17 protein-coding genes and 1 pseudogene are annotated in these 23,092 nt (G+C 50.2%); 17 read left to right on the forward strand and 1 reads right to left on the reverse strand.

Features of this window, described 5'->3' with window-relative positions; translation table 11 throughout:
- Positions 1–270 precede the first annotated feature (270 nt).
- The 15 genes from WBG83_RS00070 (at position 271) to WBG83_RS00140 (ending at position 19,924) form a co-directional block, all read left to right on the forward strand.
- The gene (locus WBG83_RS00070) at positions 271–1,746 is read left to right on the forward strand and encodes a protein adenylyltransferase SelO (protein WP_336741564.1); all 1,476 of its coding nucleotides are present in this window, start codon (positions 271–273) and stop codon (positions 1,744–1,746) included.
- 284 nt (positions 1,747–2,030) lie between these two features.
- Complete coding sequence (locus WBG83_RS00075) at positions 2,031–3,041, forward strand: cation diffusion facilitator family transporter (RefSeq protein ID WP_336741565.1); 1,011 nt, start codon at positions 2,031–2,033, stop codon at positions 3,039–3,041.
- Between the two features lie 249 nt (positions 3,042–3,290).
- Positions 3,291–3,968 (forward strand): response regulator transcription factor, encoded by a 678-nt coding sequence (locus WBG83_RS00080; protein WP_336741566.1) that lies wholly within the window; start codon positions 3,291–3,293, stop codon positions 3,966–3,968.
- Positions 3,965–5,368 carry a HAMP domain-containing sensor histidine kinase gene (locus WBG83_RS00085; RefSeq protein WP_336741568.1) on the forward strand — a complete coding sequence of 468 codons (1,404 nt, stop codon included), beginning with the start codon at positions 3,965–3,967 and terminating at the stop codon, positions 5,366–5,368. The genes WBG83_RS00080 and WBG83_RS00085 overlap by 4 nt, the downstream gene beginning before the upstream one ends.
- A gap of 209 nt (positions 5,369–5,577) precedes the next feature.
- On the forward strand, positions 5,578–6,693 hold the full coding sequence (locus WBG83_RS00090) for a Fe(3+) ABC transporter substrate-binding protein (RefSeq protein WP_336741569.1): 1,116 nt from the start codon (positions 5,578–5,580) through the stop codon (positions 6,691–6,693).
- A gap of 1 nt (position 6,694) precedes the next feature.
- Positions 6,695–8,347 (forward strand): ABC transporter permease, encoded by a 1,653-nt coding sequence (locus tag WBG83_RS00095; RefSeq protein ID WP_336741571.1) that lies wholly within the window; start codon positions 6,695–6,697, stop codon positions 8,345–8,347.
- Positions 8,344–9,009: an ABC transporter ATP-binding protein gene (locus WBG83_RS00100; RefSeq protein WP_336741573.1), complete on the forward strand. Its 666-nt coding sequence runs from the start codon at positions 8,344–8,346 to the stop codon at positions 9,007–9,009. The genes WBG83_RS00095 and WBG83_RS00100 overlap by 4 nt, the downstream gene beginning before the upstream one ends.
- Positions 9,010–9,298: 289 nt before the next feature.
- A complete protein-coding gene (locus WBG83_RS00105) occupies positions 9,299–9,478 on the forward strand; it encodes a hypothetical protein (RefSeq protein ID WP_336741575.1) in 180 nt (59 codons plus the stop codon).
- 102 nt (positions 9,479–9,580) lie between these two features.
- Complete coding sequence (locus tag WBG83_RS00110) at positions 9,581–12,754, forward strand: S-layer homology domain-containing protein (protein ID WP_336741577.1); 3,174 nt, start codon at positions 9,581–9,583, stop codon at positions 12,752–12,754.
- 309 nt (positions 12,755–13,063) lie between these two features.
- Positions 13,064–13,672, forward strand: coding sequence for a DedA family protein (locus WBG83_RS00115; protein ID WP_336741580.1), 609 nt, complete (start codon positions 13,064–13,066; stop codon positions 13,670–13,672).
- A 14-nt stretch (positions 13,673–13,686) separates the two neighbouring features.
- Positions 13,687–14,250: a 5' nucleotidase, NT5C type gene (locus tag WBG83_RS00120; protein WP_336741582.1), complete on the forward strand. Its 564-nt coding sequence runs from the start codon at positions 13,687–13,689 to the stop codon at positions 14,248–14,250.
- Between the two features lie 313 nt (positions 14,251–14,563).
- Positions 14,564–15,298 (forward strand): hypothetical protein, encoded by a 735-nt coding sequence (locus WBG83_RS00125; RefSeq protein WP_336742594.1) that lies wholly within the window; start codon positions 14,564–14,566, stop codon positions 15,296–15,298.
- A gap of 12 nt (positions 15,299–15,310) precedes the next feature.
- Positions 15,311–16,999, forward strand: coding sequence for a vWA domain-containing protein (locus WBG83_RS00130; protein WP_336741584.1), 1,689 nt, complete (start codon positions 15,311–15,313; stop codon positions 16,997–16,999).
- 22 nt (positions 17,000–17,021) lie between these two features.
- Complete coding sequence (locus tag WBG83_RS00135; RefSeq protein WP_336741586.1) at positions 17,022–18,161, forward strand: toxic anion resistance protein; 1,140 nt, start codon at positions 17,022–17,024, stop codon at positions 18,159–18,161.
- Between the two features lie 284 nt (positions 18,162–18,445).
- Entirely contained in the window at positions 18,446–19,924 is a 1,479-nt protein-coding gene (locus WBG83_RS00140; RefSeq protein WP_336741587.1) for an Lsa family ABC-F type ribosomal protection protein, read from the forward strand.
- Between the two features lie 50 nt (positions 19,925–19,974).
- Here WBG83_RS00140 and WBG83_RS00145 read toward each other — a convergent pair.
- A pseudogene (locus tag WBG83_RS00145) lies at positions 19,975–20,581 on the reverse strand (LysR family transcriptional regulator).
- A gap of 54 nt (positions 20,582–20,635) precedes the next feature.
- On the opposite strand from WBG83_RS00145, the gene WBG83_RS00150 reads away from it, so the two are divergent.
- Positions 20,636–21,376 (forward strand): SDR family NAD(P)-dependent oxidoreductase, encoded by a 741-nt coding sequence (locus tag WBG83_RS00150; protein ID WP_336741588.1) that lies wholly within the window; start codon positions 20,636–20,638, stop codon positions 21,374–21,376.
- Positions 21,377–21,550: 174 nt separating this feature from the next.
- Positions 21,551–22,753 (forward strand): MFS transporter, encoded by a 1,203-nt coding sequence (locus tag WBG83_RS00155; protein ID WP_336741590.1) that lies wholly within the window; start codon positions 21,551–21,553, stop codon positions 22,751–22,753.
- The last annotated feature ends 339 nt before the right edge of the window (positions 22,754–23,092 follow it).

Below are 23,092 nucleotides of genomic sequence, written 5' to 3' on the forward strand. Positions count from 1 at the left end.
CTAGCAGTGAACTGCCCCCTCTGGAGTCCTTCGTTTGCGATGTCATGATCCCGCTCGTCCATTCCATAAACGGGACACGCCGCGCTGACAGGAGCAGTCCGAGCGGCTGTTAAGCTGGACACAGCGAAGGCTAAAGCGATGAATTAGGGCGTCCCGCAGGTTTTTTGTTGCCAACCGGAAGCCATGCTGTGAAATTTAGGTATAATAAGAAAAGAAGGAAAGCGATAAGGAAGCATCGATAACAAAAACCATGGGATAAGAGGAGATACAATGACAGAGAAAAAATCAATGCCGGAAGCGGGCTGGCGCTTCGATAACAGCTATTCCGTTCTGCCGGAATTGGCATACACCAAACAAAGCCCCACGCCGGTACAAGCGCCGAGGCTTGTTGTGTTTAATGGCCCCCTGGCGGCTTCGTTGGGGCTGAATGCCGGTGCGCTGCGAAGCGATGAAGGCGCCGCTGTGCTTGCCGGCAATCACATCCCGGAGGGCGCAGAGCCGCTTGCCCAGGCCTATGCAGGGCATCAATTCGGGCATTTTACGATGCTGGGGGACGGCCGGGCCCTGCTGCTCGGCGAGCACATGACCCCGCAAGGGCAGCGATTTGATATTCAGCTCAAGGGGGCAGGCAGAACGCCGTATTCCCGCGGAGGAGACGGCCGGGCGGCGCTTGGACCGATGCTGCGTGAATACATCATCAGTGAAGCGATGCATGGACTTGGTATTCCGACTACCCGCAGCTTGGCAGTAACGGCCACGGGAGAGCCTGTGTACCGCGAGACGGAGCTGCCCGGGGCAATACTGACCCGGGTGGCAGCCAGCCATTTGCGTGTGGGTACCTTTCAATTTATGTCCAGATGGGGCACGGATGAACAGCTGCGCGCCCTGGCTGATTACACTTTGCAGCGGCATTTCCCGAACGCACAGGCGGCCGGGCAGCCGTATTTATCACTTCTGCGTGAGGTTATTCAGCGTCAGGTGCAGCTGATTGCCAAATGGCAGCTTGTCGGCTTTATTCACGGGGTGATGAATACGGACAATATGGCTCTCAGCGGTGAAACGATTGATTATGGCCCATGTGCTTTTATGGACGCTTACGATCCGGCTGCGGTATTCAGCTCAATTGATGCTCAGGGACGGTATGCCTATGGCAATCAGCCGCGTATTGCCGCCTGGAATTTGGCAAGATTCGCCGAAGCCTTATTGCCGCTGCTGCATGACGATGAGGATCAGGCGGTGCAGCTTGCGGAGGGTGCGCTTGCGGATTTCGTTCAGCTGTACCACGGACACTGGTTTACAGGGATGAGAGCCAAGCTGGGGCTTTTTAACGAAGAGCCTGAGGATGTAGGCCTGATTGAACAATTGCTCGGTATGATGCAGAAGCACCGTGCCGACTATACGAATACGTTCCGGGCTTTAACGTTTAACAAGCCGGAGGAAACGGTCATGTTCGGCGCCGCAGAGTTTGCCCGGTGGCAGGAGCAATGGAAGGCCAGACAAAGCAGGCAGCCGATGCCGCATGAACAGGTACAGCAGCTGATGCAGCGCAGCAATCCGGCCGTCATCCCCCGCAATCACCGGGTAGAAGAGGCGCTGAAGGCCGCTGTGGAACAAGAAGATTATACTGTCATGGAACGGCTTGTAGACATATTGTCGCGACCTTACGATCACGACGCAGAGCAGGAGGCTTACTGCACGCCGCCGGAGCCGTCAGCGCAGCCTTACCGGACCTTTTGCGGGACGTGATGAACGGAACAGCAGGCGAAAAAAATAAAAGACGCATCCCTAAAAACACAGCAGCGGAAGCCTTGCGAGCAGCGGTCTTGGACTTCATATCGGAGTCCGGGACCGCCGTTTTATTTATTCGCGGGGGGTCATTTTACGGATTGGAATAAACAGCGGCGTGACGGGGGAAGCTTTAATTTTAACAGGTCTTGACAAAAATTGTTTCAGGATTAATAATGAACATATGAACAGTTATTCATATATAAGTCATTGCACATGTTCTTATGTGTATAGGAGGTAAGCGTATGGAAGCAGTTAAGCATAGTCATAATCATCACGACCATCAAGAGCATCATGACCATGATCATCAGGAGCATCACGGTCACGGGCACGGCCATTCACATCATGGACACTCCTACGGTCACCTTGGGCATCATCACGCTGACCCGAACGGCAACAAAAAAGGGTTAACGATTGCATTAGTCATTACGGTCGGGATTATGTTTCTGGAATTTTTCGGAGGACTGATTACGAACAGCCTCGCTCTTTTATCCGATAGCGGCCATATGCTAAATGATGCGAGCTCCCTGGCATTAAGCCTGGTCGCGGTCTGGTTTGCGGCAAGACCCGCCTCGCCGGATAGAACCTACGGTTTTTACCGTTTTGAAATTCTCGCTGCGCTGTTGAACGGCGTAACGCTGTTCATCGTGGCTGGATTTATTATTTGGGAAGCGGTGGAGCGGTTTACACAGCCTCCGGCAGTAGCCAGCGGTTCGATGATGCTGATTGCCTGCGTGGGCCTGCTGGCCAATATCATGAGTGCCTGGGCCTTGATGAGAAAAGGGGATGTCCGAAATAACATCAACCTTCGCAGCGCGTACCTGCATGTCATTGGAGATGCCTTGGGCTCAGTAGGGGCCATTGCTGCCGGTCTGATCATGTTGATTTTTGGCTGGTACATCGCGGACCCGATCATCAGCGTCGTGGTTGCTCTGATGATTCTCAAAGGAGCCTGGGGGATTATTAGAAGCACCATCCATATCCTGATGGAAGGCACACCCGCAACAATCAATGCAGCCGAAGTGAAAAAAGCCTTAGAAAGCATTGACGGCGTCCGGGACGTTCATGACCTGCATATTTGGACGATAACCTCAGGTCTGGACTCCCTCACTTGCCACCTCTTTATCGATGACAATCAGGACAATCAGCATATTTTGCAGCAAGCCATCCGGTTAATAGAGGACAAGTTCAACATCCAGCATACAACCATTCAAATCGAGAGTGCCGCGATCCAGCACGGACCATTGAAGGTGTAGCCGCTAGTCGCACACATCCAGTCATGCTTCAACGTCACCGCCACGGAAGTAACCCCATTGGTTAGCTGCCTAGCCATTGGAGGGTGAAGCTTCCGGGCGGTTTTCTGCTTTCGGTTAGCCATCATGCCAATGAAGCTGCAGGCTCCATGCTCTCGAGCCGCTGCGACGACTTCTCGTTGTGCGCGCTGCCGTTTTATTTTATAATTACCTCGGTATGGCTGATAACGATTCTCAAAGAAGGGGAGCCTGATGAAAACCATTTTGCTCATTGAAGACGAAAAAAATATGTCGCGCCTTATCGAATTGGAGCTTCGGCATGAGTCCTTTGAGGTGACAGTTGCTTACGATGGGACGCGGGGACTGGAGCTGGCCTTGCAGCAGGAATGGGGGGTTATTTTATTGGACCTCATGCTGCCGGGTATAGATGGCATTGAAGTATGCCGCCGTATACGTGAGGTGAAGAAAACACCGATTATTATGCTAACGGCCAGGGACAGTGTTCAGGACCGGATCTCCGGACTGGATAGCGGCGCCGATGATTACCTGCCGAAGCCCTTTGCGATTGAGGAGCTGCTGGCCCGCATACGGGTCGTATTCAGAAGACAGGAGGATGCCGCCGGGAAGTCGATGCAGTTTCTTACCTTTCACGACATCATGATGAATCTGGATACCCGGAGTGTTACCAAGGGCGGAAAAAGCATCGATCTGACCAAAAGAGAATTCGACCTGCTTCTCGCCTTCATGAGGAATACGAATCGGGTGCTCGCGCGGGAAGCATTGCTGGATATGGTATGGGGCTTCGAGGCAGTGGTGGAAAAGAACGTGGTAGACGTGTACGTGCGGTACCTGCGGAACAAAATGGACAGCCCCTCCGGGGATAGCTGTATACAGACCGTACGCGGTATTGGCTATGTGATGAAGCGATGAAGCGATTTCCCTTGCGCTTCGCCCAAATCCAGCTGAAGTGGAAGCTGACGATATGGTCCACTCTCCTGCTTGTTTTGCTGTTTGCTGTGTATAATGCCGTGCAGTATGTGTTTGTGGAACGATGGATGATTCAGCAGGAAGTAGCGAACACACAGCAGGATATGAGGGAAATTCTGAACTACTTTCTGGAAAATGAGGTGGCCTTTGATGAATCGAAGTCCATGCAGGTACGTAATTTCCTGGAAAGAATCAACCGCCGCGACCAGCTCATTCGGGTTCTGAATGAGAAGGGGGAGCCTATCCTGACCGTATCGGATGATATTCCCGAGCAGTGGGTGGCGCCCAAGGCTGTAACCACAACGGAATGGATTGGGCTGAGGCATGCCAATGATCGCTTAGTGATTATGCGAAGCCCGCTGACGATTTTCAAATTCAACGGAACGATTGAAATCATTACAAATATTGTCAATTTCGAGAAGCTGACGAGTGCGCTGTTCTATGTGATGGCGCTGGGCGGCCTGGGGGCCGTAGCGGTCAGCGCACTGGGAGGACGGCTGTTGGCGGGACAACTGCTAAAGCCATTGCAGACGATGGCCGAAACGATCCGGAACATCAAGAGAAAAGGGCTGCACGAACGAATGCAGCTGAACGATAACAAAGACGAGATCGCCACTTTGATGGTCATGTTCAATACCATGATGGATCAAGTGGAGCGCTCCTTTCAACAGCAGCGGCAGTTCGTCGAGGATGCCTCGCATGAGTTGAGAACCCCGGTAGCGATTATAGAGGGTCATCTTTCCCTTCTGCAGCGGTGGGGCAAGCATGATCCAGCTGTATTGGAAGAGTCGTTGAACGCCTCGATACAGGAGGCCGCCCGTCTCAAAATACTCGTACAAGAGCTTCTGGCGCTTAGCCGTGCGGAAAAGCTGGATCAGGCCTATGTCTCTGAAATGAACGATCCGGAGCCATTTATTCGAACGATACTCCGGAATATGGAAGTGCTTCACCCGGCGTTCCATATGGAAGCCGAGCTGGATGCACTAAAGCCGGTTTCCCTGGCGATACCGGCCCAGCATTTGGAGCAGCTTCTTCTCATCGTGCTCGATAATGCGGTTAAATACTCGGGGGACAGCAAATCGGTTCGTTTATACGCCACAGTGAATGAAGCTGCAGCTTGTATAGCGGTGATGGATTCGGGTATCGGAATCCCGGAAGCCGATTTGCCTTATGTCACGGATCGGTTTTATCGTGTAGATACCGCCCGCGGCAACGGGCAGGGGGGGCATGGGCTTGGTTTAGCTATTGCCAAGCGCTTAGTAGAAGTGCACAACGGCACCATTGCCTTGAAGAGTGTTGAAGGTAAAGGGACTACAGTTTATATTTCTTTACCGATTAGGTAAAGAAATATTTTTTTCTCAGAGAATTCTCATTTTCGTCAGCTATAATGTTTAATAGTCGAGCTTGAACGGTAATGATATTCATTATCATCATTGGCGCCTAACCGAATTGACCGTACATAGGGGAGAGGAGTTTGTTCTTTTTTTTCATTCTCTACCGAGAATGAGTCTTACTATCACATTAATCAACGGAATGGAGATGCAGATTTCAAATGAAAAAGCAAAGTATGTTCAGCACTATGCTGCTGATTTTCCTGTCATTTCTTGTAGCCGCATGCGGCTCCAGCTCCTCCACAGGCGGGACGGGCTCCAGCTCGTCATCGCAGCCTAAAACAGAGAACGCCAGCCCGGCCGCTAGTCCTTCTGCAAGCAAGGAGCAGGTCGTGAACATTTATACGGCGAGACACTATGAAGTGGATAGTGTATTATACGATGCTTTTACGAAGCAAACCGGGATTAAAGTAAACGAGATCAAAGGCACAGCCGAAGAGCTGGTTGAACGCTTGAAGCGTGAAGGCGCAAATTCAGAGGCTGATTTGTTCGTCACCGTTGATGGAGGCGTGCTGAACTACGCGAAACAGAACGGCGTGCTGCAAGCGCTCCAGTCTCCGGTTATCGACCAGAATGTGCCCAAGCAGCTGCGTGACAAGGAAGACAACTGGATTGGCATCGCTACACGTGCCCGGGTAATCGTATATGCCAAGGATCGGGTGAAACCGGAGGAATTGTCCACTTATGAGGATTTGGCAACTGAAAAGTGGAAAGGAAAAGTGCTGGTCCGCTCTTCAACCAGCTTGTACAACCAATCTCTTGTCGCTTCTTTTATTGAGCTTAACGGCGAAGACAAGGCTGAAGCTTGGGCGAAAGGCATCACAGCCAATTTGGCTCGCAAGCCGGAAGGCGGAGACCGTGATCAAGCCAAGGCGATTGCAGCCAAGGTCGGTGATGTCGCGATTATGAATACGTATTATTTAGGTCAAATGCTCGTGTCCAAGGACGCGGAAGAAGTGAAGGTAGCGCAAAACATCGGCGTCTTTTTCCCGAATCAGGCGACAACAGGCACGCACCTTAACATTAGCGGCGTAGGCTTGACGAAGCACGCCAAAAACAAAGAAAACGCAATCAAGCTGGTGGAATTTATAACTTCGAAGGAAGGGCAATCCCTTCTCACGAAAGGCAGCTTTGAATTCCCGGTCAATGAAGCGGCGGACAAGCCGGAGCTGTTAAAAGCGTGGGGGACATTCAAATCCCAGCAAATCGATTTTGCGAAGCTCGGAGAGCATAATAAAAAAGCGACTGAAATTTTCAACAAGGTAGGCTGGAAGTAACATGGTTATCCCGACTTGGCTGCTTAAGCTGAAGAGGCAAAGTAATGGATGGAACGCACTAAGCGTATTAGGGGCCTTCGTGGCCCTTATTCCTTCTTTGTATATTATTGCCGGTCTCTTTCGCACTCCGAATGAAAATTGGCAGCATATTAAGGAATATTTATTGCTGAACTATGCGCTGCAATCTTTATGGCTTGTGCTCGGAACAGGAGCCTGTACCGTGTTGATTGGGGTTACGCTTGCCTGGCTTACCGCTGCTTACGATTTTCCGTTCCGGCGGTTTTTTGCTTGGGCTTTTGTGCTTCCGCTTGCCGTTCCCCCGTACATTGCGGCCTATACGTACGCTACGATGCTGAGCTATACAGGCAGTGTTCAGACTTTCCTGCGTGAGGCTCTGGGCTGGAATCTGAAGCAATCCTACTTCGATATCATGTCGATGAAGGGCGCTGTTCTCATTTTCAGCTTGTTTTTATTTCCTTATGTGTATCTCATTACGAGGACATTTCTGGAGAGACAGAGCGCCTCGTTTATTGACAATGCGAGATTATTAGGGAAGCATCCGCTGTCTATTTTTTTCAGAGTCGTGCTTCCGCTATGCAAGCCCGCCATTATCGGGGGCGTAAGCCTTGTTTCCTTTGAAGTATTGAATGATTATGGGGTTGCCAAGTACTTCGGGATACAGTCCTTCACGACGGCTATATTTCAAACCTGGTTCGGCCTGTACGACGTAGAATCGGCAATGCGGCTGGCTGCCCTGCTTATGAGCTTTATCATCGGTTTATTCGTCATGGAAAGAATGGTGCGAAGGCGAAGGCGGTATCATGCTTCAACAAGCAAAAGCAGTCCGCTTCGGCGGAGGAAGCTCCGCGGAGTATCGGCGCTTGCAGCCGTTTTATTCGGCGGGCTTGTGGTTTCCTTTTCCTTTGTGATTCCGATACTGCAATTGACGGTATGGGCGGCATGGACGTACAAGGAGGTGTTAAATGCCCGATTCGTGAAGCTTTTGTTCAACACATTTTCCATCTCGCTGGTTTCGGTTATTGTGCTGATGCTGCTTGCTGTTGTGGTAGCTAACGCCTGCCGCCTGCAGCGATCTGCCTTTACATTAACGTTATCCAAGCTTATTTCCTCGGGTTACTCGATTCCTGGCGCCGTTCTCTCGATTGGGGTGCTCGCCGTATTTATTTCCCTGGATGAGCGACTTGGCGGAATATATGAGCAGCTCGGATGGGGAGCCGGCAGGCTGGTGCTGAGCATGTCTATCGTGATGCTAATTTTTGCTTATGTGATTCGGTTCCTGGCCGTTGGCTTTCATGCTGTGGAGGCCGGGTTCGACAAAATCGGGAACCGTTACACGGAAGCATCTCGTCTGCTTGGTTTGGGGCTTACAAGAACCTTTTTCAAGGTTGACCTGCCCTTAATCAAGGGGGCTGTATACACGGGCTGTATTTTGGCATTTATGGAAGTGGTCAAAGAATTGCCCCTCACGCTGCTTTTACGGCCCTTTAATTTTGAGACATTGGCGACAAAAGCTTATCAATACGCCAGTGATGAACAGATTCATCAGGCCTCCGTTCCTTCGTTAGTGATTATTGCTGTCGGCATGATATCGGTTTATTTCTATTATTGGTTAGGAGAGAAACATGCAAAATGACTTTTTTTGAAATGACCGGGATTTCTTTTCGTTATGCCCATGGCGGCGATCGTGTGCTGTCCGATTTCTCCATGCAGCTGAATCAGGGCGAGGTCGTAGGTATACTTGGACCGAGCGGATGTGGAAAGAGCACGCTGCTTCGGATTATATCGGGGCTGGAATCGCCGGATTCGGGCAGCATAGTAATCAACGGCAAAACAGTGGTGAGCGATCAGGTGTTTATCCAGCCTGAGTCTCGCGGGGTCGGGATGGTTTTTCAGGAGTATGCGCTATTCCCTCATCTAACGGTGGCCCAGAATATGATGTTCGGGTTGCATCGGTTATCACGGGCAGAACGCAAGAAACGGCTGCAGGCGATGCTGGATCTGGTCCAAATGTCCGGCTTTGAAAAGCGTTATCCGCACGAGCTCAGCGGGGGACAGCAGCAGCGTGTAGCTTTTGCCCGCGCATTGGCCCCGGAGCCGGCGATCCTGCTTATGGATGAGCCTTTTAGCAATCTGGATGCCGGGCTGAGAGGGAAAATTCGTGAAGATCTGCGCCATTTGCTACGGGCAGCTAATATGACTTCAATTCTTGTTACGCATGACAAAGAGGATGCCGTCGCCATCTGTGACCGGATTGTGCAGATGACAAATGAAAGGTTGCTTATGGAAAAAGCTTGAGAAATCAGGCTTTTTTTCTATATTGGCATGACAGACAGAGGGACTGGAGGAAGCCAAGTCCTTCGGTATTGGGCGAAGGCCCCGGAAGCTGCCTGGAGCTGGAAGCGGGAGGGAAGAATCCTCTGGCGTTAGAGGAGCGGCATGGCGTGCGGCTCCATCTTGTCTAATTTTTCGACAGCGCTCGCTGTTTTGAGAGAATTTTGAGAGAACCGTTTGATACAATGGGCTGCGATAGCAGGGGAGGGGAGATAGGCGTGTCGTCTTTAGACAAAAAAGTAATGCAAGGAGGGTGGACGGCTTCGAGTACAGCGGAAGGGTTGAAGGCCATCCGATTGAATCCGGGGCTGCGATGAGCGGCTATAACCACTGGCCTTCCGGATTTCTTATCCTGCACGAGATGGCCTGTTCGTCTGTGGCGTTCATGGCGGCGAGAACATCTGGATGGTCCCATGGGACGCCGATGGTGTAAGCCGAATGGGGCTGACTGACCGTTTGATCAAACTCGGATCGTCCTATAACAGCAGCAAGCGGTTTAACCGCAACATGAATTCTAATGAAGAGGTGAAGCATCTTGAGGATTGTAAACTATAAAATCATATCCGTTATCATGACCCTGTGCCTACTAATTTCTTTGCTCTCTCCATTCAGTGCCCTGGCAGCGCCGTCTAATCCGGTAGTCGCCGAGGTCGGGCAAGTCACCGGAGTGAGGGGCGATATTGTTCATGTTCCGGTCTATCTTGATCCGGGCGATTATCCTTTTTGGGAATATTCACTGAATGTGTCCTACGATCCGGCCGTTCTTGAGCTGGCATCAGAAATGGAAGTAACGAGTGAAATCGGGACAGCTAGCTTTGAATTCGACACGGCCACTAGCGGAGTTGTGAATGTGGAGGCCTCGAACTTCGGAAGCACTTCCTTCCTCTTTGATAAGCAGAATGTGTTTACAATCCATTTCAAAATCAAGGAAACCGCCGCTTCCGGCATTTCAAATGTGACGATTGACAACGGCACCTATGTAGATGATGAGGATCCTATTGCAATTCCGGCCGTTACACCGGGAATGGTGCAGGTTGCTGACACTGGAACGATTACGATTCAAAGCAGCAGCGCATCAGCCGGGAGCACGGCGGATGTAGCCGTATATCTGGACAGCGCGTCGGCAGGCGTAGGCTCATACGGGATGGACATCAGCTTTAATCCTACGGCGCTTGAAGTGAGCGGCATTACGGGGAATTCCGGCGATGTCTTTATTTCCAGCTATGACAACACCTTGGGCTCGCTGAGCACAGCATGGGCGGACATTACAGGTGGCGATCAGCTTGTTAGCGGAGGACAGGAGCTGTTTACGATCCAGTTTAAGGTAAAAGAAACAGCCAATGCTGGCGATCAGCTCCCATTAATGGTTACGAACGAAACTGATCTGGATAGCTTCAGCTTGACAGACAGTGACGGTACAGAAATGATTAAAACGTTACACCCGGGTAAAATTGTTGTTCGTTTGACTGTCACAGCCAGTGACCCGACAGGAGCAGGCACGGACGGCAAGACGAAGGTGAACGTCGCACAAACAGCAGGAACGGGCAATACGTTCAAATACAAAAACTTTGCGGGCACCGCCGTAAGCCTGCCGAGCGTTGGGGACAGCATCGGATCGGACTATGCGGCCTTGCCGTCAGACGGCATCATCACAGCAGCGAACGGAGATAAAATTGCTGTCGTGGAAGTAGATGCCGCCGATCAAGTCGTAAGGTTCGGCCAAACGACGGCGGTGGTAGCCGACGATCCTGTAACTGCTGGCGGCCTGACTGTCACAGCCAGTGACCTGACAGGAGCAGGCACGGACGGCAAGACGAAGGTGAACGTCGCACAAACAGCAGGAACGGGCAATATGTTCAAATACAAAAACTTTGCGGGCACCGCCGTAAGCCTGCCGAGCGTTGGGGACAGCATCGGATCGGACTATGCGGCCTTGCCGTCAGACGGCATCATCACAGCAGCGAACGGAGATAAAATTGCTGTCGTGGAAGTAGATGCCGCCGATCAAGTCGTGAAGTTCGGCCAAACGACGGCGGTGGTAGTCAACGAACCGGTTACAGGGCTTGCAGCGCCGGCCAATCTGACGGCAGCGGCGGGCAGCGGACAAGCTGTACTGAACTGGAACAGTGTGACAGGAGCAACATATTACAACATCTATATGAGTACTGCAGCCGGCTCCTATACCGAGACTCCTGCAGCAACCGTTACTGGGGCGACATATACCTTTACCGGGTTAACGAATAATCAGACCTACTATTTTGTGGTGAAGGCAGGCAATGCCGAGCAGCTCAGTGCTTATTCCAATGAAATTAGCGTCACTCCTGTAGCTGCAGTGAACCCAAGCAAGGGCAGCAGCAGCCGGGGCAGCTCGTCATCCTCCAGTCAGTCCATTACAATAAATGTACAGAATGGGGCTGAGCAAAACGGGACAGTTGTTACAACAACGGTTATAAAGCGTACAACGGCCGCCGACGGCAGCAAGAAGGATGAGGTCACGTTTACACAGGAGCAAGCGAATAAATCCGTTGAGCAGCTTAAGGAAGCCGGCTCCAATTCAGCCAAAATTGTCATTTCGGATGAGAAAGACGAGGTTGCAGAATTGAATGTCAACCTTCCGGCTGCATCCACCGAGCGATTGGCCAAGGGTGAGATTAGCTTGGAGATTTTTACCGATAACACCCGAATCGTCATTCCGAACACTTCGCTGCAGGATTTGACAGACCAGGTATACTTCAGACTTGTGCCGATGAAGCAGGAAGAAGCTCGCAAGGAAGCCGAGCAGCGTCTGCAGACAGAGCAGCTGGTGCGTGCAGCAGCAGGCAGCAGTCCTGTGGAAGTCATTGGCCGTCCGATGAAGATTGAAACGAATATGCAGAGCCGTGCGGTAACGCTGGTGCTGCCGCTTGGAGACACTACGCTTGAACAGGCGGAGCTTAACCAGTTGCGCATCTTCATTGAACATAGCGACGGTACGAAGGAGCTGGTTACAGGGGAGATTGTGGCCTACAATCAAGCAGGACAGCTTGGTATCCGTTTTACGGTCCACAAATTCAGCACCTTCACCATTGTACACCTGCAATCGCCAGCTAACGGGAATAACGCAGATAAACTGCACAATGCATATATCCAGGGGTATGAAGACGGTACATTTGGACCGGAAAGAAGCATCACCCGCGCTGAGATGGCGGCGATCTTGACCCGGGCATTAAGCCAGCCGGAAAAACAAGCAAGCAAGAGCTACACCGATGTTAGTGCGGGTCATTGGGCAATGGAAGCGATCCAACAGGTGACAAAAGCGGGCTTGATGGACGGTTATCCGGATGCCAGCTTCAAGCCGGATCGGACAATTACACGCGCTGAGATGGCGGTCATTGCCGTTCGGACACTTTCGGCGGCTCCAAGCGGCAGCGTTGAGAGCTTCCCGGATGTCACCGGACACTGGGCGCAAACCGCTATCGATCAAGCTCAATCAGAGGGCATCCTCAGCGGTTATGCGGACGGCACATTCCGTCCGGATCAAACGCTGACCCGCGCAGAGGCGGTTGCCATCATGAACAAGCTGCTCGGCAGGGGTCCGCTGAACGGCACAGAGCCGAAGTGGAGCGATGTGCCGAAGGAGCATTGGGCATACGGCGCTATTCAAGAAGCATCGACAGATCATGCTTACGAAAGCAATGCAGCTGGGGAACAATACGTTCCCCAGCCGTAAAGCAGGGCACGCGAGCACAGCTTGAATGGAAGCTTCTGCAGCAAGGAAACGTAACACCGATTAAGGACGCCAGCCACTCGCAGGCGTTAGACAAGAGCTTTTGCGTACTTCCGCAAAGGCTCTTTGTTATGAGCAGCAGTGCCGCATCAGGAGGCGCTCCCGTGTATATATGAGCCAGGAGCAAGGCGTTTGTATCGTACTTCGGCGTTGCAAGACGACGGCTTCACGGCTTATACTACTAATACAAAGTTAAAGCTAGTCCTGTATATGAACCAGTGAGTTCAAATCATAGATTACGGGGGCCTTGTTATGAATCTGATACAGGTGGTAGAGCAGCTGTTGGAGCAGTACGGATACCTGGTGCTGCTGGTCGGACTGCCACTGGATTTTATCGCTTCGCCGATTCCTCCCGGAAACAGCACATTAACCTATACGGGCTACTTAGCCTACCGCGGCATCCTCCAGACGCTGCCGTCGCTCGCATCCGCACTGACGGGAGCTCTGATTGGAGTGACGGTCACTTATTTTCTCGGCCGTAAGCTGGGAACACCGCTGATTGAACGTTACGGACGTTATCTTCTGTTGAAACCATCGGTGGTTGAAAAAACAAAACGATTCTATGACAAGTACGGGAACAAGCTGTTGTTATTCATTTTTTTTGTACCGGGAATTCGGCAGTTTATCGGTTATTTTATCGGCATTATCGGCGTTCCGTTCCGCACCGTCATCGTTTATGCATATACAGGCGCGGGGTTTTGGGTGTTGTTTTTTTTCGGCATCGGCTACATATTCGGGGAGCAGTGGCAGGCTGCGTTCGACTTGATTGAGCGGTATATCAAATATGTGCTTCTTGCAGCCGCCTGCACGCTTGTCAGCTGGTTCCTTGTGAAGACCGCTGTACGGGCAAGACAATCATAATTGGAGGGAAACCGTTGAAGAAACCAATCATCGCTGTCGATATGGACGATACCATCTGCCATCTCGTCAAGCGGGCAATTTATCATAATAACAACGAATTTCCAACGCATCCGCTTCGATATGAAGATATGTTTGATTGGAATACGGATCATCTTCGTCATCCGGACAGTACGCATGAGGTGTTTTTCGGTCGGCCGGGCCTTTACGAGGAGCTGGAGCTGCTGGACGATGATGTAGTAGGGGAAATGGAGAAGCTGCACGCGGCTTATGATGTTATCATTGTTACTGCGGCCGAGCCAAGAACGGTTGTCGAGAAATGGAACTGGCTTCAAAAGCATATGCCCTTTATCCCTTTCAACAATTTCTTCACGTGCCGCCGCAAAAATTTGATCGAGTTCGATCTCCTCATCGATGACGGCCCCCATAATCTGATTCCCGCGCAGGAGGAAGGGAAGAAGGTGCTCTGCATCCCGCACCCGTGGAATCTGAAAGCCCGGGAGCAATATGGATTCCCGATCATGGCCGCATGGGAAGGGGCAAAAGAGCGAATTGATCAAATACTGAGGACAACCGGATGATTGCGATAGGTCTCATGAGAATGGAAGGAAGCTGAGAAGATGAACGGCTGACACGAAGCATGAAATAGGCTTGGCTTTGGGCGTTGATTTGAGGAAAACCGCGTAAATCGCGGTTTTTTTGCTGTTGATTGTTGTCAATCGTTGTCAAATCTCGCTATTATAGAGGTAGGCGTGTTATGTACTGGAATGAAAGTAAAATGTTGAATACAAATGGACGCAAGCAACGTATTAATGCATAAGGCTCGAAAATTTGTATTTTTGAAAAACAATGCCGTCCACACGAAATGAAAGCAGGGAGGTTCGGACTGATTTGATGCTGTTAAAATATATGAAGCTATGTGGACTTATTGTCGGTGTTGTTGTATTGAACATTTTGGTGCTGTCACCCGGCTTTTTGGGGGTAGAGATAGGGGGGAGTGCGTTTAGCACAGCTTTCGGGGTCTCTATTCTGGTCGCGAGTGTCATTGCAGTACTTTACGGCTGCTACGTCTGGTTTTATCGGGTGCCCGCTGTACTGCCCGTGAAGCAAATGAAAACTCATGAGGATTACATGGAGGCACTGACACATTACAGCTCTGTGAAGGGGCTGGAGAACGATGTGAAGCTTGCCCTGGGGCAGCTCGATCGGATGCGAAGGAAGAAAGAAACGCTATTAGAGGTGTTGAATCAGAGATTTGACACCACAGAGTTAAGCTACAATAAATTTGTAACGGTCATCCAGGCGGTAGAGAAGCTTTTTTATCTGAATTACAAAAGCATGCTGAATAGACTTCGTGTGTTTGACCAAACCGAGTTTGAGCAGGCGATAAACCCGAAATCAGCGCACATTTCGCAGGAAATTGCGCAAGAGCGGGCAAAGCTCTACCGGGACTATACTTCTTTTATCAGGAATGGTTTAACAACGAACGAGGAAATTATTTTGAAGCTGGACAAATTGCTGCTGGAGATTTCCCGTTTAGACAGCTTTGAGCCAAATGAGATTGAAAATATGCCCTGCATGCGCGAAATTGACGCCTTAATTAATCAGACCAAATACTACCGAGACTGAGAGGTGCTTTGAATGAAGAAAAAGAACAATTTTTTTCTTGTATCCGTTTTAATGGTTGTTGCTGTGTTTGTTCTTGTTTATGCCGGGGTGTCGCTGACTTCGAACATGGGGAAATCCAAAGCGCAAATTACGGCAGAAGACGCGGAAAAGCAGCTAAACAAGCTGTACGCCGATATTACCGTGAAGACAGAAGAGCCGGTTAAGGGCCAAATTGATATTAACCCGATCGATGTTGCCGGCTCGCTGCCGGATATAGCCAAATTTCCGATAACCGTCGACAATACCAATGATCATTTCGTCGAAATTTTTTCCTCTACCGAGAAGGCGGGCACTGGAATTGACGGCTGGCTCACAGAGGCCGGAACCGAATTTAACAAAGCGAATATTACAGTCAACGGCAAGCCTGCTTCAGTCAAAATTCGAAACATTGCGTCCGGAACAGCAACGGACTATATCCAATACGGAAAATACATACCTGATGCGTTTACGCCTTCCAATGAATTTTGGGGAGAAATGGTCAAGGCCAGCGGTGTCAAGGTGCAGCTCGTCTCCAAGCGTCTGGTTGGCAACGTGCCCGGCATCGTCATCAAAAAGTCCAAGTATGATGCGCTAGTGGAAAAATACGGCTCCGTCAATGTGAAAACGGTGACGGAAGCGATTGCAAACAATGAATTTGCGATGGGCTACACAGACCCGTTTGCCAGCTCGACAGGCTTAAACTTCCTTGTAACCGCTCTGCATACGTTTGACAGCTCGAACATTCTCGGTGATAAAGCGGTGCAGGGCTTTGAGAAGTTTCAATCCAATGTGCCGTTTATCGCCTCCACTACAATCCAGATGCGCGATGCCGCGAAATCCGGTATACTCGACGGTTTTGTGCTGGAATATCAAACCTACATTAATGCTGCGGATTTAAAGGGCGGCTATGTGTTCACTCCATTCGGGGTGAGGCATGACAGCCCGCTATATGGTTTAGGGGACCTGCCGCCAAATAAACTGGATATTCTTAAAGCCTTTGCGCAATTTGTGACCCAAGAGAACTATCAAAAGCAGGCAAACGAGAAGGGCTTTAATGCGCTGAATGACTATAAGTCCGAGCTTGCTGAAATCGATGGGAATCTGCTCTCCTCTGCACAAAAGGTTTGGAAAGAAAAGAAAAACGGCAGCAAGCCGATAGTCGCCGTATTCGTCACGGATGTATCCGGGAGCATGAACGGGGAACCGATAAACCGGTTAAAGGAATCCTTGCTCATGGGCCAAAAATATTTGGGAAGAGACAACAGCATTGGGCTCGTCTCCTACTCCAGCGATGTAACCATTGAGCTGCCAATTGGAAAATACGATACCAATCAGCAATCCATGTTTGTCGGGGCGGTCAACAGCCTGCAGGCTAACGGAGGAACGGCCACCTTTGACGGCATAGTGGTTGCTTTGAAGATGCTTCAAGAAGAGCTGAAAGCGAACCCGTCGGCGAAGCCGATTATCTTCGTGCTCAGTGACGGCGAAACGAATGAAGGGCATTCCCTCAAGGATATCCGAAGCCTGATTGAAGCCTACAAAGTGCCTATTTATACGATCGGATACAATGCCAACATTAAAGCGCTGCAAAATATTTCAAGCATTAATGAAGCAGCCAGCATCAATGCGGATACGGACGATGTTGTCTACAAGATTGGAAACCTGTTCAATGTTCAAATGTAACCCATTCTAAGGAGGAATCACCATGTCATTTTCAATGGAAATCCCAAATCCCGAAATCATTAAAGCCGCGATTGAGCAGGAAATTCAGCCTGTGCCTGAAGATTTGGCGAAGCTGAAGGAAGTGGCGGATAACAATGTGGCAGCCATTATGGCGCTGGATGTCGATTCGCTTGAAAAACGCAAGGAGATTCTGATGTCCATCGATTCCTTCGGCGTCAATACGATGCGATCCTCCTCGGATAAAAATGCTTTGCTGCATGTCACCGTAGGGAACCTGTCTAAAACCGGAGACGATGGAGGAATCGTCGCCAGAGGCTTAACGGAGCTTCATATGCAGCTGAAGGATTTGGACCCCAGCGTCATCGATTTTGCCAAGAGCGGGTTTCTGGGCAAGCTGTTCAATCCCGTCCGGGCGTACTTCCTGAAGTTTCAAAAGGCGGACATTGTCATTGCCGACATTGTCACATCGCTGGAGCGGGGGAAGGCAACGCTGAAGAATGACAATACAACGCTGGAGATCGAGCAGCAAACGCTGCGGGATTTGACCAAGCGATTGAAAAAAGAAATCCAGCTGGGCTCCTTGATGGACGAATCCATTGAGGCGCAAATCGAAGCGGCCCGAATGCGGAATGAGGACCCGGACAAAATTCGTTTTATTACAGAAGAGGTGCTGTTTCCGCTACGTCAGCGGGTGATGGATTTGCAGCAAATGATCGTCGTGAATCAGCAGGGCATTATGGCGATCGAAGTTGTCATCCGGAACAACAAAGAATTGATTCGAGGCGTTGACCGGGCGAAGAACGTGACCATTTCCGCTCTGAAAATATCTGTAACCGTCGCCAGCGCCCTATACAATCAAAAAATTGTCCTGAAAAAAATCGAGCTCTTGAATCAAACGACGAACGAGCTGATTGCCAGCACGTCCAGAATGCTGAAAAATCAGGGCGCTGCCATTCACAAGCAGTCGCTGGAAGCGAATATTTCCGTTGAAACGCTGAAGCAGGCCTTTACGGATGTTATGCTGGCATTAGATTCAATCAGCACCTTCAAGCAAGAGGCCTTGCCGAGAATGCGGGATACGATTACGCAGTTCCGCGCATTGGCCGAGGACGGGGAAAAGCAAATTCAACGTCTGGAAAAAGGAAATAAACTGGGACTTTAAGCGTTGAATTTAACAACCGGGTATGATAAGATGACTTTAATTTAACGATTGGGGTTGAAAAGAACATGTAATTTTTCTTGCTGATGTTGAACCGATAAAACATTCGAAGGCGAAGTATTCGCTCTCTGTTTTATTCGTTTTAAGCAAGAAAGTTACTGATTCTTTCAACTCAAACGAATGATCCTGATCCATCTCCGGGCGTGAGCTGGGTTTGCTGTATCTATTTGAGCTACAAGAAAGTAACTTTCTTGTGGCTCTTTATTTTTTTACAGGAGGATCACGGGATGTCATTAATACAAGTTTCAAACCTGACGTTTGCCTATGAGGGCAGCTACGATAATATTTTTGAAAATGTCAGCTTTCAGATGGATACCGATTGGAAATTAGGCTTTACAGGAAGAAACGGCAGGGGGAAGACGACTTTTATGAATCTGCTGCTGGGGAAGTATGAATACAGCGGTCATATTTCCGCTCAGGTCGGTTTTGAATATTTCCCTTTCCATGTGGAAGACAAGGAGCAGAATACGCTGGATGTCGTCAGTGAGATTTACCCGGACTACGTTCATTGGGAGCTCGTGCGTGAGCTTTCCTTGCTGAAGGTTTCGGAGGATGTGTTGTACCGGCCCTTCGAATCCTTGTCGGACGGCGAGCAAACCAAGGTCATGCTGGCCGCCTTATTTCTGAAGGAAAATTGTTTTCTGTTCATTGATGAGCCAACGAACCATCTGGATATGAATGGAAGGAAGCTGGTCAGCGAATATTTGAATACCAAGCGCGGCTTTATTCTGGTCTCTCACGACCGGGCGTTTCTGGATCGATGTGTGGATCATATTTTGTCCATTAACAAGACCAATATTGAGGTTCAAAAAGGAAATTTCTCGGATTGGTTGGAAATGAAAAGAAGGCAGGATCACTTCGAGCTTGCGGAGAATGAGAAGCTGAGAAAAGATATTCAGCGCTTGTCGGATGCGGCGAAACGAACGAGCAATTGGTCGCATGAAGTGGAGAAGACGAAAAACGGCACCAGAAATTCCGGCTCCAAGGTCGACAAAGGGTATGTCGGCCACAAGGCCGCTAAAATGATGAAGCGCTCCAAATCCATCGAGAACAGGCAGCACGCCGCCATTGAGGAACGCGCCGGACTTCTTCATAACGTCGAAAGCTCGGAAAGCCTGAAAATCTCACAGCTTGTTTATCATAAGCATCAGCTTGCCCAGCTGGACAAGGTTTCAATTTATTACGGGGAGAAGCGGGTCTGTCACGAGGTCAGCCTGACGATCGAGCAGGGAGACCGGATTGTGCTCTCAGGTAAAAACGGCTCCGGCAAATCCAGCCTCATCAAGCTCCTTTGCGGCGAGCAGTTGACGTACACCGGTACGCTTCATATCGGAAGCCAGCTCAAAATATCCTATGTCTCTCAAAGCACCTCTCATTTACAAGGGAATCTGACGGACTATGCCCAAAGCTGCGGGATTGAAGAAAGCTTATTCAAAGCGATTTTGAGAAAGCTTGATTTCTCCAGGGTCCAATTCGAGAAGGACATGTCGGCTTTTAGCGGCGGCCAGAAAAAAAAGGTGCTGATTGCCAAAAGTCTCTGCGAGCAGGCGCATTTGCATATTTGGGACGAACCGCTTAATTTTATCGATGTCATTTCCCGCATGCAAATCGAGGAGCTGCTGCTCGAATATCGTCCGACGATTCTTCTGGTAGAGCATGACAGCGAGTTTTGCAAGCATGTCGCTACCAAGGTGGTGGAGCTATAAGCTGCGCTTTTTCCTTACCAGCCGCGCTGCAAATCGCGGTTGGCTTTATTTTATAGCGCGAGCGCCTGCTTCAGATATTGATAAAGTCTATGGCTTGCCGGTTGAAGCGGGTATGCCGATTGCTTGCGGACGATGCCGAATGTCATATGAACGAGGCTTCCGCTGAGCGTTCAGACTGTTGTCCCTGCTGCCGGCTCTCCAATCATAATGCGGGGAATAAGGGCGATCCCGAAGCCGTTCTCCACATAAAATTGTAATGCGGTCATACTTCCGATTTCCATCGTATCCAGTGCTGCAGCTCCTTGCTCCTGCATAATGATCTCCAGCTTTCTGCGGTAGGGGCAAATATTCGGATACGTAGACATGAATTTGCTCAGGATGCCTGGCAGCCGGTAACTGGCTGTCGGCTCGGTGACGCCTAAGCGTATATGACTTCAAGTCCGATAAGCTGGTCTGAAGGTGCTCCATATTTTTGACAATATGCAGGCTTTGATCGTAAAACAGCCTGCCGGCCTCCGTCAGCCCGATTTCTTTACCGCGCTCAAGAAGCTGGACACCGAGTTCAGATTCAAGCCTCTGAATTTGCATCGTCACGGTAGATTGTACATAGTTCATCTCTTGCGCCGCGCGTACAAAGCTTCCGTTCTTCACAATCAGGTATTACAATAATACTGTGAGGTGACGACAACTTTCCGGAGGAGCGGATGAACTATGGAATTAAAAAATAAGGCTGCGCTTGTAACGGGCGGGGGCACCGGGATTGGCAGGGCCACAAGTCTCATGCTGGCGGAACGGGGGGCTGCCGTAATCGTTAATTATTCACGTTCCAAGTCTGAGGCGGAAGAGACGGTTCGACTGATTAAACAAAAGGGGGGACAGGCCGCCGCCATACAGGCGGATGTGTCACAAGACGAACAAGTCCGCTCGATGATCTCAGCCGCCGTGCAGCAATTCGGTACCGTGGACTTGCTCGTCAATAATGCCAGTATAACCAGGCATATTCCCATGAACGATTTGGAAGCGGCCACCGGGGAAATATGGGACGATCTGTTTGATGTGAATGTGAAGGGCATGTTTTACTGTGCGCGGGCGGCAGCCTCCTTCATGAAGAGGCAGCGAAGCGGGGCAATAGTCAATCTCGGCAGCATTGCCGGGCAAACCGGAATCGGCTCTTCACTGCCTTACGCCGTTTCCAAAGCAGCCGTTCACGGGCTGACCAAATCGCTGGCTCGCGCGCTTGCTCCCGAAATAAGAGTCAACTGTATCGTGCCCGGTGCTGTTGCGACCAGATGGTGGGAAGGCAGAGAAGCACAGATGAGCCGGCTTGCTCCGAACCTTCCGCTGCAGCGTATTTCCACACCGGAAGACATCGCAGCGATGATCTGCTCCGCTCTGGAGCAGGAGGCTATGACCGGCCAGATCATCACGGTAGACAGCGGTCAAACCTTGTAAGTCTGGCTTTAAGACTTGCTTTTGCTTGTTAACACAGCGTGAATACATGAAAGGGATGGTGACCGTAACACTGGAAAGCCTGGCCTATTGGCTGCAAGTCATTGAAAAAAGATAACGGGTAAAGGGAGTAGACGGAGAGTGGGGAACCGTACAGGCAGGATCAATAAGATTTACATGATGCAATTGGTGACTATTTTTTTAGGATTTATCATTTTCGGATTTTCGGAAAATAGTAAAGGACCTGCCATCCCGCGCATACAGTTCGATTTTATGCTGAATGAATCACAGCTGGGCACCTTGCTGTCGCTGAATGCGCTCGGCTATTTAATCGCTTGCTCTTTTACGGCTTACCTGACGCGAATATGGGGCATCCAATCGGTAACCGTGATTTCTTTTGCGGCGATGGCGTTATCAGGCGTTTTTATTTTTTTCTCGGCAAGTTATCCGCTGTTTTCCGCGTCTTACTTCCTGATGTACATCGGCAACGGGATGCTGGAGATTGGCCTGGCAATTCTAGGCGCACGTATTTTTGTAAAAAACACGGGTACGATGATGAATTTGTCCCACGGCTTCTACGGCCTCAGCTCAACTGTCGCGCCGCTTATTGCGACGGGGCTCATGGAGGTTACGATCAACGGGTATACCCTCGATTGGCGCGGCATGTACCTTGTCATGCTGATGCTGTCGGTACTGCCGATCATCTCGGCCTTTTTCAGTAAGTTTCCGGGGGACGAGATGAAGCAGGAGGAGCGTGTTCCTCTCACAACGTTTCTTAAGGACCCGGTATTATGGCTGATGGTATGTATTCTCTCGTTCGGTGTCGTATCTGAACTGGCTGTGGGCGGGTGGCTTGTAAACTTTCTGGAAAAAGCCTACGGCTGGGACGCGGTTTCGTCCTCCGGGATGCTGTCTGCCTTCTTCCTTTGCTTTGCCCTGGCACGGCTTTTGCTCGGTCCGTTGACGGATAAAATGGGCTTTGTTTTATCGCTTATTCTATTTTCCGGCACCTCCGCCGCTTGTACGTTCGCCGCGATTGCGGGCGGAGAGCGCCTCGCCTTTTTGTTCGCGGCAGCCGGTATCGGCATTGCGATGATTTATCCGACCGTGATGGCGTTTATTGCCAAACGGTATCCGAATGGCAGTGATACGGCCATTACATTTACGGTTACCCTGATGGGTCTTGGCAGCGTCATCGGCAACTATGTTATTGGGGGCGTTATCGAAGTGGTGAAGGGTATATTCGGAGCGGATTCGCCGCTGGGACTGCTGCGCGGGCTTCAGGCCGGTTACGGCGTTATCGGTTTGTGCGCGGCACTAAGCACTGTTTCGGGGATTATATTATATGTTTATTTATTCAAACGGAAAGAGACGATATAGTCTTCAAAATGAGCGGGACGAGACGGCCTTCCTCGCAAAGCCCATAAGGCGCTGCACAGGAAGGCTAATCCAAGAACAGCAGTATACGATAAAAAAAGTATTTTTCTGGATTGAATAAAAGGAAATTTTATGAAGACCGCGAATAAGTAACAGAACCAGTATTTTCTTGGCTAATTTTCATGCTTTCTGTCTAAATTTATCTAAATTTATGTGGCAATTCAAGCTAAATTGTAGGCCGCTGGCTCACACGGGAGAAGGAGAAGGCAGCGGGAAATTATGGAAGCGCTTTTATGAAAGGGGGTGGTGGTCGATCTGAATAGACCGTCGTAACCAATTCTG

Origin of the sequence: Paenibacillus sp. y28, from assembly GCF_037137075.1 — a bacterium.
GTDB lineage: Bacteria > Bacillota > Bacilli > Paenibacillales > NBRC-103111 > JBBBNV01.

Bases quoted from the DNA above. Each gene is read 5' to 3' on its own strand.
- WBG83_RS00070 (WP_336741564.1), top strand. From the start codon at position 271: ATGACAGAGAAAAAATCAATGCCGGAAGCGGGCTGGCGCTTCGATAAC.
- WBG83_RS00075 (WP_336741565.1), top strand. From the start codon at position 2,031: ATGGAAGCAGTTAAGCATAGTCATAATCATCACGACCATCAAGAGCAT.
- WBG83_RS00080 (WP_336741566.1), top strand. From the start codon at position 3,291: ATGAAAACCATTTTGCTCATTGAAGACGAAAAAAATATGTCGCGCCTT.
- WBG83_RS00085 (WP_336741568.1), top strand. From the start codon at position 3,965: ATGAAGCGATTTCCCTTGCGCTTCGCCCAAATCCAGCTGAAGTGGAAG.
- WBG83_RS00090 (WP_336741569.1), top strand. From the start codon at position 5,578: ATGAAAAAGCAAAGTATGTTCAGCACTATGCTGCTGATTTTCCTGTCA.
- WBG83_RS00095 (WP_336741571.1), top strand. From the start codon at position 6,695: ATGGTTATCCCGACTTGGCTGCTTAAGCTGAAGAGGCAAAGTAATGGA.
- WBG83_RS00100 (WP_336741573.1), top strand. From the start codon at position 8,344: ATGACTTTTTTTGAAATGACCGGGATTTCTTTTCGTTATGCCCATGGC.
- WBG83_RS00115 (WP_336741580.1), top strand. From the start codon at position 13,064: ATGAATCTGATACAGGTGGTAGAGCAGCTGTTGGAGCAGTACGGATAC.
- WBG83_RS00125 (WP_336742594.1), top strand. From the start codon at position 14,564: ATGCTGTTAAAATATATGAAGCTATGTGGACTTATTGTCGGTGTTGTT.
- WBG83_RS00130 (WP_336741584.1), top strand. From the start codon at position 15,311: ATGAAGAAAAAGAACAATTTTTTTCTTGTATCCGTTTTAATGGTTGTT.
- WBG83_RS00135 (WP_336741586.1), top strand. From the start codon at position 17,022: ATGTCATTTTCAATGGAAATCCCAAATCCCGAAATCATTAAAGCCGCG.
- WBG83_RS00140 (WP_336741587.1), top strand. From the start codon at position 18,446: ATGTCATTAATACAAGTTTCAAACCTGACGTTTGCCTATGAGGGCAGC.
- WBG83_RS00150 (WP_336741588.1), top strand. From the start codon at position 20,636: ATGGAATTAAAAAATAAGGCTGCGCTTGTAACGGGCGGGGGCACCGGG.
- WBG83_RS00155 (WP_336741590.1), top strand. From the start codon at position 21,551: ATGATGCAATTGGTGACTATTTTTTTAGGATTTATCATTTTCGGATTT.